The organism is Mesorhizobium sp. YM1C-6-2 (assembly GCF_003666685.1).
Classification (GTDB): domain Bacteria; phylum Pseudomonadota; class Alphaproteobacteria; order Rhizobiales; family Rhizobiaceae; genus Mesorhizobium_K.
On the sequence record NZ_RCIZ01000005.1, the window covers coordinates 252,752 to 265,572 of the forward strand.

11 protein-coding genes are annotated in these 12,821 nt (G+C 64.1%); 10 read left to right on the plus strand and 1 reads right to left on the minus strand.

The window, feature by feature from the left end; genetic code table 11:
- The first annotated feature begins 236 nt into the window (after positions 1-236).
- The 10 genes from D8676_RS15435 (at position 237) to D8676_RS15480 (ending at position 11,593) form a co-directional block, all read left to right on the plus strand.
- A complete protein-coding gene (locus D8676_RS15435; RefSeq protein WP_121581963.1) occupies positions 237-941 on the plus strand; it encodes a GntR family transcriptional regulator in 705 nt (234 codons plus the stop codon).
- A gap of 50 nt (positions 942-991) precedes the next feature.
- Positions 992-2,134, plus strand: a complete 1,143-nt coding sequence (locus D8676_RS15440; RefSeq protein WP_121581964.1) for a mandelate racemase/muconate lactonizing enzyme family protein — start codon at positions 992-994, stop codon at positions 2,132-2,134.
- A gap of 89 nt (positions 2,135-2,223) precedes the next feature.
- Positions 2,224-3,264 carry a succinylglutamate desuccinylase/aspartoacylase family protein gene (locus tag D8676_RS15445; RefSeq protein WP_121581965.1) on the plus strand — a complete coding sequence of 347 codons (1,041 nt, stop codon included), beginning with the start codon at positions 2,224-2,226 and terminating at the stop codon, positions 3,262-3,264.
- An 80-nt stretch (positions 3,265-3,344) separates the two neighbouring features.
- A complete protein-coding gene (locus D8676_RS15450; RefSeq protein WP_121581966.1) occupies positions 3,345-4,838 on the plus strand; it encodes a M81 family metallopeptidase in 1,494 nt (497 codons plus the stop codon).
- A gap of 51 nt (positions 4,839-4,889) precedes the next feature.
- The gene (locus tag D8676_RS15455) at positions 4,890-6,065 is read left to right on the plus strand and encodes a mandelate racemase/muconate lactonizing enzyme family protein (protein WP_121581967.1); all 1,176 of its coding nucleotides are present in this window, start codon (positions 4,890-4,892) and stop codon (positions 6,063-6,065) included.
- Positions 6,066-6,093: 28 nt separating this feature from the next.
- Positions 6,094-7,116: an ABC transporter ATP-binding protein gene (locus D8676_RS15460; RefSeq protein ID WP_245426831.1), complete on the plus strand. Its 1,023-nt coding sequence runs from the start codon at positions 6,094-6,096 to the stop codon at positions 7,114-7,116.
- The gene (locus D8676_RS15465; protein ID WP_121581969.1) at positions 7,113-8,147 is read left to right on the plus strand and encodes an ABC transporter ATP-binding protein; all 1,035 of its coding nucleotides are present in this window, start codon (positions 7,113-7,115) and stop codon (positions 8,145-8,147) included. Before D8676_RS15460 ends, D8676_RS15465 begins: the two co-directional genes overlap by 4 nt.
- 24 nt (positions 8,148-8,171) lie before the next feature.
- Positions 8,172-9,716, plus strand: coding sequence for an ABC transporter substrate-binding protein (locus tag D8676_RS15470; protein ID WP_121581970.1), 1,545 nt, complete (start codon positions 8,172-8,174; stop codon positions 9,714-9,716).
- A 66-nt stretch (positions 9,717-9,782) separates the two neighbouring features.
- The gene (locus D8676_RS15475; protein ID WP_121581971.1) at positions 9,783-10,727 is read left to right on the plus strand and encodes an ABC transporter permease; all 945 of its coding nucleotides are present in this window, start codon (positions 9,783-9,785) and stop codon (positions 10,725-10,727) included.
- Positions 10,724-11,593: an ABC transporter permease gene (locus tag D8676_RS15480; RefSeq protein WP_121581972.1), complete on the plus strand. Its 870-nt coding sequence runs from the start codon at positions 10,724-10,726 to the stop codon at positions 11,591-11,593. The genes D8676_RS15475 and D8676_RS15480 overlap by 4 nt, the downstream gene beginning before the upstream one ends.
- A 466-nt stretch (positions 11,594-12,059) precedes the next feature.
- On the opposite strand, the gene D8676_RS15485 is transcribed toward D8676_RS15480, so the two are convergent.
- Positions 12,060-12,818: a FecR domain-containing protein gene (locus tag D8676_RS15485; protein ID WP_121581973.1), complete on the minus strand. Its 759-nt coding sequence runs from the start codon at positions 12,816-12,818 to the stop codon at positions 12,060-12,062.
- Between the last annotated feature and the right edge of the window lie 3 nt (positions 12,819-12,821).

A 12,821-nucleotide genomic window follows, 5' to 3' on the forward strand; every position in this document is an offset into this window, starting at 1 on the left:
GTGTGCTTTCAGCTACAAACATAGAGCGAATCCATTTCGTTTCTCCAGGCGGTGGATAAAAGTCGATGCTAGAAGATCGTTCCGCCTGACTTATGTCTCAGATTGGGGCCAAGGCACCGCGTGTCACAGCGGTCGATCCCAGGCTGTGCAGCTTGACATTCTGTATACCGTATGCGGAAAATGCCGGCATAGGTACTCCGATCCAACATACGGAATGAGAGTTTTACGGGAGTCTGATGAGCAGCCGGAGCGACGAGCAGATTCAAGATCGTGCCTGGGGTGGCGCTCCGATACAGCGCGGCAGGACGACCGCCGATGAGGTCGAGGAACGCCTTATCCTTGCGATTGCGCGGGGCGACAAGGCGGCCGGAGAGCGCGTCACCGAAAGCGAGGTTGCAGCGGCCCTCAATGTCAGCCGGGTCCCGGCGCGGGAAGCCATGCAGAAGCTCGAGCTGAGAGGCATTCTCGTCAGCGGCCCGGAATACCGCGGCCTGCGCGTTGCCGACTACAGCCCGCGAAGGATCGCCGAACTGTTCGAGCTGCGGCTTGCAATCGAAACCATCATCTTCAAGCATGTGATGCGCCCCGGGAACAATCGCGCACCGCTTGTGAAGGACCTCAACAAGATCCTGAAGACCATGGGCGTCCTCTCCGGCTCAGGCGATCCGGTGGCTCTGAGCTCCATCGATCTCGACTTTCACCGGACCGTAGCGCGGCACTCGGGCAACGAACTCGCCGCGCAGATATGGGACGGCCTGGCGCAGCACATGATCATCGTTTTCTGCCGCGACTGGGCAGCAGCGTCGGACCGCACCGGTGAAGTGCAGTTGCACGCGCGGTTGATCGACTTCGTGCGCGACGGCAATCCCGCCGACATCGAGACGATGCTTGTCAATCATTTCGCGACGCCCCAGGCCCGCCAGGGTACCAGGAGGCCCTAGGGGATCGCACAGGCCCTGCCCCGTCCGTACGCAACTCAAGGAACGACAGCATGAAGATCACGAGCGTCGAGGCGCTGGGGCTTTTTGGAAAATCGCCCAAGGGAGGCTGGAGCAACGAGATCCAGCCGGATGACTCTATCCATGCGCTGGTCTTCGTCAGGTCGAGCGAGGGACACCTCGGCATCGGCAGCGTCTTCACCGACGCCCGGCTGGTCGAAGCGGCTCTGGAGGTGCTGCGCCCTCTCCTGATCGGCGAAAGCGCAATCGAGCCGATGCGGGTCAGCGAAAAGCTGCACCAGAACACATTCTGGATGGGCCATGGCGGCTCGATCACCCATGCCATCAGCGGCGTTGACATCGCTCTATGGGATATCTTCGGGCAGGCAACCGGCCAGCCTGTCGGGCGGCTGCTGGGCGGCAACTACCGGTCGAAAGTCAAAGCCTATGCATCCATCCTAATGGAAATGCCCGATCTGATGCGGAAGCGGACAGCCTTCTATCGAAACCAGGGATTCCGCGCGATCAAGATCGGCTGGGGTCCGTTCGGGCGCCGCGAAAGCGCGAAGCTGGACGAGCAGATCGTGCGCGCCGCGCGTGAAGGCGCCGGCGACGATTGCCTGCTCATGGTGGATGCGGGCGCCAGCGACGCGTTCTGGCCGAACGGTCTCAACTGGGCGGTAAACACAGCCGCTATGCTCAAAAACTACGACGTGCACTGGTTCGAGGAGGCGCTGCGCCCCGACGCGATCGACGATTTCCTGAGCCTGCGCCAGCGCAGCCCCGTGCCCATCGCAACCGGGGAATGCATCACGCGCCGGCAGAACTACCTGCCCTGGTTCGAGAAGCGGGCTCTGGACATCGTGCAGCCCGACGTGACCAAGGTCGGCGGCATCTCCGAGCAGATCCAGATCGCCCGCATGGCGAACGCCTTTGGCGTGAAATATATCGGCCACGGCTGGAACACGGCAGTAGGCCTCGCTGCCGATCTCCAGATCGCCGCGGCCGTGCCAACGGCCGACCTCGTCGAGTATATCGGGGGTTCGCCTTACATCGATGACATCACCGTCGGCGGCTGGTCCCTCGACGGCGACGGCATGATTGCCATTCCGGACGGTCCCGGCCTTGGCATATCCTTGAACAAGGATGCGCTGCGCGACGTCACACGGGATCTGCACCGGGTACTCGGGGCCTGAATCGCGTGTTGACATACGGTATACCGTATGCAAATTTTTCGATGACAAGGCGCCGGACCGGGCGCAGGGAATGACGGGGGAACACCATCTTGGCGCTACAGGTTGAGAAAAGCCGTATCACGAACCCGATCGATTTCGACCGCGCCGGACGGCAGGCCGGTTATCTGCGCGCTCCGCTGTCGCGCAACACGTCAGGCTGGGGGGTGGTCGAGATTCCTATCATCTCGATAAAGAACGGGTCGGGTCCGACCGTTCTTCTGACCGGCGGCATCCATGGCGACGAGTATGAGGGGCCGATCGCCATCTCCTATCTGGCGAGGTCGCTCGACCCGGCGAAGGTCCAGGGCCGGGTGATCATGATTCCGGCCTACAACATCCCCGCGGTGCTGAACGACACGCGCCTCAGCCCGGTCGACAACCGCGACATGAACCGCTGCTTTCCCGGCAACGCCAAGGGCACGTTCTCGGAAATGCTCGCGCATTTCCTCGATGGCCACATCCTGCCGCTTGTCGATGTCTCGGTCGACATGCACACGGCAGGCCACAGCTTCGATTCCGCGCTGTCGACCAACATGCACTATCTCCCCGACGCGGACATGCGCAGGAAGACGATGGATGCGGCTTCGGCATTCGGTGCGCCCTACAACACGGTTTTCTGGGGTGTCGACGAGGGAGCCACCTTCACCTCCTGCGTGGAACGCCGCGGCGCCATCTCGCTCGGCACCGAACTGGGCGGATGGGGGCGTGTGAACGTGGAGGGCGTTCGCATCGGCCGGCGTGGCGCGGAAAACGTCCTCAAGCATTTCAACGTGATCGAGGGCAGTCCCGAAACGGTCCAGCGAGACGGTTCGAGGGGCACGCGCCACATGATGGTCCGCGACAACGCCTGCTACTCCTTCGCCCCTTCAGCAGGCCTGTTCGAGCCGACGAATGTCGTCGGCGACGCCGTGAAGGCCGGGCAGCCGGCAGGCTGGATTCATTTCGTGGAGGATGTCGACAGGGATCCCGTCCAGATCGACTACCGTAGTGACGGCGTCCTGTGGATGTCGGCTGGTCCCGGACGCATCTCCCGCGGCGACGCCGTGGCCGTGGTCATGAGCGACTACGAGGACGCCCTTGCGGCGGGCTGAGACATGGAAACCGCAACGGCACTGCAGGCTATGTTGCGGGCAGGCTTGGATCCGCGACCGCGCGCAATCGAGGCCGGGACATGAGGATCCTCATCGCCGAATGCATGCAGGAGATTTCCTCCTTCAATCCTCTGCAGTCGCAGTATGAGGACTTCAGGATTGAAACCGGCGAGGCGCTGCTGACGCGGCGCGGCCTCAACACGGCCATCGGCGGCGCGCTTTCGGTGTTTGACGGGCGCACCGACGTCAGCGTCGTCCCCACCATATCGGCACGCGCCGACAGTGCCGGCATGCTGTCGGAAGAAGGGTGGCGGCGGCTCATGGCCGAGGTGCTGCAGGCGGTCGCCGCGCATGTCGGCATGGTGGATGCTCTCTATATCTCCCTGCACGGCGCCATGGGCGCTGTCGGTGAACCGGACCCGGAAGGATTGTTGCTGGAGGAAATCCGGGAGGCCTTCGGGCCCGACGTGCCGATCGTGATTTCGCTGGACCTCCACGGCATCCTCACCGACAGGATGCTGCGGCAGGTCGACGGCCTGACGGCTTACAAGACCTATCCGCATGTCGATTTCGCCGATACCGGCGAACGCGCGGCGCGGCTGCTGCTGAAGATCGTTGATACCGGCGCGAGGCCGACCATCGCGCGCGTCGTCGTTCCCTTGCTGGCGCGCGGCGACGAGTGCGTGACAAAAAACGGCCTCTACGGCGACGTGCTCGCCGATGCCCTGCTCCTGGAACGCTCGGGCGCCGCGCTCGCGGCGGAGGTGCTGATCGGCAACCCGTTTACCGACGCACCGGAACTTTGCACGCAGGCGGTCGTCGTCACGGAACAGGCGGACGGTGGCGCGGAGGCAGCAGCGGTGGCCCTCGCCGAAGCGATGTGGGCCGGCCGTCACAGGCTGGTCAGCAAATACGTGTCGGTCGACAAGGCGGTGGCTCTCGCCCGTCACCTCGATGGCCCGGTCGTGTTCACCGATGCGGCGGACGCGACCTCGTCGGGCGCTAGCGGCGATTCCAACGTGCTCATCAGAGCCTTGCGCGATGGCGGATATTCACGTCGCGTTCTCGCCCAGATCGTCGATGCCGCTGCTGCAGCGGCGGCTCACGATGCCGGTGTCGGCGCGATGATCGAGGTGCAGCTCGGCGGCACCGTCGACAGGCTTCGCTTCCAACCCATGACCGTCACGGCAACCGTCCAATCGCTCTCGACCGGCAGGGCGGTCCTGGAAACGATGGGGCTGCCTTTGGACGCCGGCCCAAGCGCTGTTTTGAGCTTCGGAAATTTCACCCTGCTCGTCATCAGCAGGCCGGCATTCCTCTTCGACCGCTCGCTGTACCTCGCCAACGGCCTCGACCCCAGGCGCTTCGACCTGATCGTCGTCAAGTCGCCGCACACCGAGTTCCACATGTACGACCAGTGGGTGGAGCGGAACCTGAATGTCGACGCGCCGGGCTCTACCTCGGCCAATGTCGGGACGCTCGGCCACCGGCTTTGCCGACGCCCCATCTACCCGATCGAAGCCGACACAAGCTTCGTCCCCGAGCCACAAACCTACACACGCCGCCTCCACTGAAGAGGCGGGCGAACTCGAACGCCTGATCGCGCAAGGAAGGTAAAGGACACCATGAAGATCGATAGCGTTGATTTCTTCTACCTGGCGATGCCGGAGGTGACCACCGAGGCTGATGGAAGCCAGGATGCGCTGGTGGTCAGGGTGAGCGCGGGCGGGCATGTCGGCTGGGGCGAATGCGAGGCGGCTCCCCTGCCCTCCATCGCGGCGTTCGCATGTCCGATGTCGCATGGTGCCTGTCGTCCGGTATCGGACTCGGTTCTGGGCGAGACGCTCGACGGCCCCGCCGACATCCGCCGCATGTCGGCAACCGTCGCCTACAACAGCATGGACCTGCTGCAGGCCGCCCACACATGGTCGGGCATCGAGATGGCCATGTGGGACCTGCTCGGCCGCGCCCGCGGCGTCCCGGCCTGGAAGCTTTTGGGCTATGACGCCGCCTATCCGAAAATTCCCTACGCCTCGGTGCTCTTCGGCTCGACGCCGCAGGCGACGCTGGAACGCGCGCTGGAGATGCACGGGCGCGGCTTCCGCGCGGCCAAGTTCGGCTGGGCGCCGTTCGGCGACTCGCTTGCCGGCGACATCGCCCATCTCGACGCCGCGCGCGAAGGCCTCGGGCCGGACGGCATCCTGCTCATCGATGCCGGGCAGATCTTCGGCGACGATGTCGAGGCGGCGGCACTGCGCCTCGACGCCATGGAACGCAACCGGGTGACATTTTTCGAGGAGCCGTTCCACGGCTCGGCCTACCGGGCGTACGGCGCCCTCAGCCAGCGCGTGAAGACCGTGAAGACGGCCGGCGGCGAAGCTGCCCACAACCGCTACATGGCCGAACACCTGATCGACTTCGGCGGGGTCGGCTACATCCAGATCGACTGCGGGCGCATCGGCGGCTTGTCGCCGGCCAAGGAGGTCGCCGACTACGCGGTGGCGCGGGGCGTCACCTACATCAACCACACCTTCACCTCGAATCTGGCGTTGAGCGCTTCGCTGCAGCCCTTCGCCGGGCTGAAGGACCACGTGATCTGCGAATATCCGACGACGTTGAAGCAACTCGCGGTGGACATGACGCTCGATCACATCAAGCCGGATGCCGACGGCCAGATAAACATCCCCGACGCGCCCGGCTTCGGCATCGAGATCAATCCGGAAGCGCTGCGGCGATACGCACTGGATGTCGAGATCAAGGTGGGTGGCCGCCAGATCTTCGCCAGCCGCCGCGACGTGTAGAGAAGAGAGGCGGGGCGAGCGTGCAGCGATGACCGACCTGTTGCTCGATGTCAGGGAACTCAGTGTCAGCCTCGCCGGACGCGGGGCCGGCGCGACGCTTGTCGATGGCGTCAGCTTCTCGGTCGCCGCCGGCGAGGTCGTCTGCATCGTCGGCGAATCCGGTTGCGGCAAAACCGTGACCGCACGCTCGATCATCGGCCTCAATCGCACCGATCCGAATTTCGAACTGTCGGGCAACGTTGCGTTCAGGGGCCAGAACCTGCTGGAACTGGACGAGGAAAGCATGCGCCGCCTGCGCGGCGGAAGCATTGCGATGATCTTCCAGGATCCGATGAGCAGCCTGAACCCCCTCCAGCGGATCGGCGCGCAGATCGACGAAGCCCTGTCGATCCACACGCAACTCGACCGCACCGCACGGCGGCGACGCACGCTGGAGCTGCTTGCCGAAGTCGGAATCCCCAGCCCGGACACGCGGATCGACGATTATCCACATCAGTTTTCGGGCGGCATGCGCCAGCGCGCGATGATTGCGCTCGCGCTGGCGGGCAATCCCGCCCTCCTGATCGCCGACGAGCCGACGACTGCCCTCGACGTCACCATGCAGAAGCAGATTCTTCTTCTCATCAAACGACTGCGCGCCGAATACGCGATGGCTGTGATCTTCATCACGCATGATCTTGGCGTGGTGGCCGAGATCGCCGATCGCGTGCTGGTCATGTATGCGGGCCGCTGCGTCGAGAGCGGCCCGGTGCGCGATGTCCTGCGCGCGCCTCAGCACCCCTACACGGCACGGCTCCTGGCCTCCATTCCCGCAGCCAACCGCGTAAAGACCCGGCGTCTGCCGACCATCAAGGGAGCCACGCCCATGCTGGCCGACGGCAGGCCGAAGGGGTGTGCGTTCCGGCCGCGCTGCGACTTTGCATTCGAGCAATGCAGCGACGAACCGCCGCTGGCGCCGCTCGAAGACGGCGCGCATCTTTCGCGCTGCTGGCTGGTGCCTAGCGTCGAACGGAGCCCCGCCGACCTCAAGATTGTCGAGGTCCTGCAATGAGCGCCCAACCCTTGCTGAGCGTGCGGGGCATACGAAAGCTCTTTGCGATCCGGGGCGGGCTGTTCAGGCGCGTCAAGGCGGAGCTGCGGGCCGTCGACGGCGTAAGCTTCGACATCGCCGCTGGCGAGACCCTCGGGCTGGTCGGTGAATCCGGCTGCGGAAAATCCACGCTCGCGCGCTGCGTCGCGCGGCTCCACGAACCGACCGACGGCAGCATCGTCTTCGAGGGAGAGGACATCGCGCACAAATCCATGCGCGAGATGCGCCCGTTGCGGCGGCGCATACAGCTCGTGTTCCAGGATCCGATGGCGAGCCTGAACCCCCGCAAGCGCGTCGGCTCCATCTTGCGCGATGCCTCGCGCATCCAGGGGCTGGGGGGATCGCGGCAGGAAGAGCGCGACCGCGTCGTGGAACTGCTCGATCATGTGGGCCTGGCGGCGGCCTATGCCGACAGGCATCCACACGAGCTTTCCGGCGGACAGCGGCAGCGCATCGGCATCGCGCGGGCGCTGGCGCTGAACCCTCGCCTCATCGTCGCCGACGAGCCGGTTTCCGCGCTCGACGTGTCGGTGCAGGCGCAGATTCTGAATCTGCTCAAGGAGCTCCAGGAAAAGCTTGGGCTCAGTATTCTTTTCATATCGCATGACCTCGGCGTCATTCGCCATGTCTCGGACCGAATCGGGGTCATGTATCTCGGCAAACTGGTCGAGCTGGCGCCGGCGGAAGCGTTTTATCAGGGGCCGCTGCACCCCTACTCGCAAGCGCTGCTCGCGGCGGTGCCCATGCCCGATCCCGACGCCGCCACCCACGCCGACAAGGCGATTGAAGGCGACATCCCAAGTCCGATCAACCCGCCGTCCGGATGCCGGTTCCATACACGCTGCCCGATCGCTGCGGATATCTGCTCGCGCGTCGAGCCGGCTTTGGAACATCACGGAGAAGGCCGGCAGGTCGCATGCCATCTGGTGACAACCTCGACAACGGGAGGCCCCACGGGCGCGCAAGCGGTCCGCACTTTTTCGCGTGAATAGTCAACTTCAACAGGGGAGCAAGACATGACCATTGGAACAGTGCATTTGAACAGGGCGCAATTCCTGCGTCTTCTTGGAGGAACCGCCGCAGCCGCGATGCTGCCAGTCGGGTTGGCGATGAGCCCGGCAGCACTGGCGCAAGGGAGCGGCGAACTGATCGTCGGCATCTCGAGCGACATCAACACGCTTGATCCGCAGATGTCACCCAACGACGTGTTTCGTCACACTATCCGCTCGACCGTGTTCGAGGCGCTGGTCTTCATCAACCCCGACACGCTCAAGGCCGATCCCATGCTGGCGGAAAGCTGGGAGATCGCGCCCGATGGCCTGACCGCAACCTTCAAGCTGGAATCCGGCGTCACCTGGCATGACGGCTCGCCATTCACCGCAGCCGACGTGGTGTATTCCTTAAAGCGCGTCCAGAACAAGGAAGTCGGCAGTCCCTTCGCGCCGCAGCTGGTCGCGGTTTCCGGCGTCGAAGCCGTCGACGACTTGACCGTCAAGCTTACCCTCGCCAATCCCGTACCCGGCATTCTCGCAAACCTGGCGGTGATCCAGATCGTCAAGGAAGCCAATATCGGGGCGATCAACACGGCGCCGATCGGCACCGGCCCGTTCAAGTTCGCAAGCTGGGCACCGGGCGATCATATCCGCGTCGAGCGTTTTGCAGAGCATCGCAACGCGCCGCAGATCGGCGCGATAGAGTGGCGCATCGTTCCCGATTCACAGGCCCGTCTCGCCGGCATGCAGGACGGGACGCTGCAGATGGTCGCCCTGGTCGAGGGCAAGGATGTCGTGCAGGCACAGGCGGCCGGCATCGAGGTCATCCAGACCAAGCCGTACATCCTCTACGAAAACTTCAACATCAACACCAAGCGCGCGCCATTCGACGACAAGCGCGTCCGTCAGGCCCTCGCCCATGCGTTCGACCGCGAGAGCTATGCAAAGGCCGTCTGGTTCGGCCTGGCGCGACCGACGATCAATCCGGTCCCGCAGGAAATGGCGACCTATTGGCCGGAATCGGCCAGCATGTATCCTTTCGACCTGGATAAGTCCGCGGCGCTGCTCGCCGAGGCCGGCTTCAGCAAGGACAACCCCCTGAAGATGGAGATCCTGACGATCCAGGGTTTCGACTCCCTGAAGTCCATGGCTCTGATCCTCCAGGACAACCTCAACCGCCTCGGCCACCAGGTGACGGTGCGGGAGCTCGAGGTCACCGTGTGGCTGGACCGGGTGCTCAACAAGCCCGACTACGACGTCACGACGGACAACTTCAACACGGGTCCCGAAGATCCGGCCAGCATGTTCAACTCGCCCAACCTCGCCCCGACCTCGAACGTGAATTACTGGAACCCCGACGGATACGCCGATCTCGTCAAGCGGGCCGGCGCGGAGCTGGATCATGCGAAGCAGATCGAGCTCTATCAGGAGCTCCAGAAGCTGCTGCTCGACGAGATGCCGCAGATCACGGTCAACCACCTTCCGCTCTTTTTCCTTGGAAACGAAGGAGCAAAGTCGCTGGTCATCGGCCCGAGCGGCATCGACGACTATACTAAAGTGACCCAGTAGGCATTTTTCATACTCCAGAACGGGGCCGGCGGTGCAAGGATCACCGCCGGCCATCAAGGTTTGAACATGGGAACGTATCTTCTCGGCCGCATGCTCGGTGGATTGGCGACGCTGATCTGCGTCAGCGCGCTGGCATTCTTCGCCACGGCACTCGCGCCGGGTAACCCCGCCGCCGTCCTGCTGGGCAACATGGCGACGCCAGAGCGGGTGGAGGCGGTGACGCGCCAGATGGGCCTCGACCAGCCCCTGCCCACGCGCTACCTGATATGGCTCAGGGAAACCGTGCAGGGGAACCTCGGCACGTCGAACCTCAGCTTCAAGCCGGTCAACGACCTGTTGATGACTGCATTGCCGCCGACGCTGCAGCTTGCCTTCTCGAGCCTCATCATCGCCGTCGTCATAGCGCTTCCGATCGGACTTCTGCTGGCCCAGAACGAGCGACGCTGGTGGAGCCGTCCCGTCTCCGCGCTGATCACGGTCGGCATATCGGTGCCGGGCTTCTGGGTGGGGCTCCTTCTGATCATCACCTTTTCGGTATGGCTGAAGCTGCTGCCGTCGGCAGGCTATGTGCCGCTTTCGCGCGGCGTCTGGGGCAATTTCCGCTCCATGATCCTGCCCGTCCTCACATTGACGATCTATCTGGTTCCACCGCTTGTTCGTTTCGTGCGCATGACCGCGCTTGAAGTCCTGCGCGAAGGCTATGTCGACACCGCCCGCGCCAAGGGCGTCAAGCCGTCGGCCATCCTGATGCGGCATGTGGCGCCCAACACGATGATCACGACGGTGACCTATATCGGGCTTCAGCTTGGCGTCCTCATTTCAGGCGCCATCGTGATCGAGGTGATCTTTTCGATCCCCGGGCTTGGCCGACTCGGCATGAACGCAGTGCTGAACCGGGATTATCCGGTCATCCAGGGCGTCGTCCTCGTGGCGGCCTGCGGCTACGTGCTGGTCAATCTGCTGATCGACCTCGCCTATGTGCTGATCGATCCAAGGGTACGGACACAATGAGCGCGACCGCAACCAGCCCGGGGCGGGAGCGGCGCAGACAGGCCGGCGTCCTTGGGTTCCTCATCCGCCGCTCGCCGGTCGCGCTCGCGCTGGTCGCCCTCTTCCTGCTGGCGGCATCGATCGGCCCGATCGTCGCTCCGCATTCGATGACCGACACGAACCTCGCAATGGCGCTGCAAGGCCCGAGCGCCGAGCACTGGCTGGGCACCGATCCGCTGGGACGCGACGTCCTGAGCAGGCTGCTTGGCGCCTCGCGTGTCGCCGCACAGGCGTTTCTCATCGTCGTCCTGCTCGGCGGCGTGATAGGCACCACGCTCGGGCTGATCGCGGGCGGCCGGGGAGGCATCGTCGACTTGCTGGTGTCCAGGATAACGGAGATCCTGCAGGGCTTCCCCACCATCCTCGTGGCCATCGTCATCGTCGCGCTTCTGAGCCCCTCGCTCACCAACGCCATGATCGCGGTGGGGCTGGCGGCGGTGCCGGATTTCGCGCGCGTGTCGCGAAGCGTCGCGATCCAGTTGCGCGATCGTGAATTCGTCGATGCCGCGCGTGGCCTTGGCGCAAGCGAACTGCGCATCCTGTGGAGCGAGATCCTTCCCAACATGATCGGCCCGCTGGTCGTTGTCGCGAGCTTCGACGGGGCGCAGGCCGTGTTGTGGGAGGCCTCGCTGAGTTTCCTCGGCCTCGGCGTACAGCCGCCCGCCCCCTCCTTCGGCTCCATGCTCCGGGAGGCGCAGAGCTTTCTGGCGATTCAGCCGTCGCTGGCGATCGTCGTCGGCCTTGCCGTTTCGGGCTTCATCCTGGGCCTCAATCTTCTGGGCGACGCGCTTGGCGAGTACTTCCAGAAACCAGGAAGAAACATATAACGCGAATTCATGCCTGTTTGCCTCACCAACTCCGGGAGAACGACTATTGCGAGAGCTTCAACGCGAAGCTCTCTGCGACCAACTCGTTTTGCAGCGGGGGAGAAAACCGTTCATCCGTCGTAGATGAGATCGAAGCCGCGTTCGAGCAGCCAACGCAAAAGCTGCCCGTCCGCTAGCGGCCCCAAACCAGACAGTGTGAAATAACAATGCACACTTTTGGTTGCCGATCACGAATATAGGCGCTTAGCTACCCTTTACGTGCTGTTCGGCGCACCCGTGTCGGTCTGGGATTCATTCGTCTCCAAATCTCGCTCGAAAGTTCTTCTGCTGCTAAGGCAAGCGCGGAGGTATTCGTCACATAACTCGGTGACACCGAAATTGGACTGCGTATCATCTGACACGCGTAAACTGCGCGCAAAGAAAAAGCCGGGGCGGGCCCGGCTTTCCTTCGATGCTTCCGCCCTTCTCAGGGATAGCTGCCAGAATTCGGCTGCGGGCGTTCCGGCCGGCCGGCGCCGCCGGGGTCGGTCCGCTGCAGGCCGTTGCCGGCGCCGGCCAGGCCGCAGCTGCCGCTGGCAAAGCCGTAGAAGCCGCGTGTCAGCCGCTGCCTGCCCGACAGGAACGGGAAAGCGCTGTTGGTGCCGACGGTCTGGAAGATGGTGCGGTCGACGCGCGCTGCGTCGCTGACGCCGCCGCTCGGGGTTGCGATCACGACATCGCAGCGGCGGCGCAGTTCCTGGCAGCCGTTGACGCCGCAGAATTGCGCGGCGCCCTCAAGCAGCACGACGGAGGTCAGGCCACCCGGGCCGACGAAGATATCGAGCCGGGTGCCGCGAACGCCGATGGTGCCCGCCGGCGTCACGATCTCGTAGGCCTGCGACTTCGACTTGCCGCTGATCCAGCGGAACGAACCGCGCGCGGCGTTGAGGGTGAGCTGGTTGAACGTATTCGAATCGTTGAAGACGAAGCGGTCGATGACCACCGAGGAACTGCCGCCGACGGCGAACTTGGTGCCGTCCCGGAACGTGAATTCACCCAGGCCGCTCTGCGAGGTGGTGATGCGCTCGTCGCGGTAGACGGGAGACTTCAACGCAAGCGGCCCGCTTGCGCCGGTCACCGCCGTCTTGATGAGGGTCGCCTGCCCCACCTGCTCCTGGGCAAACGCCACCGACGTCGACAGAAGAGCAGCCAGCGCCGCAATCGTCTTTTTTGCCAATCCCCGCATAGG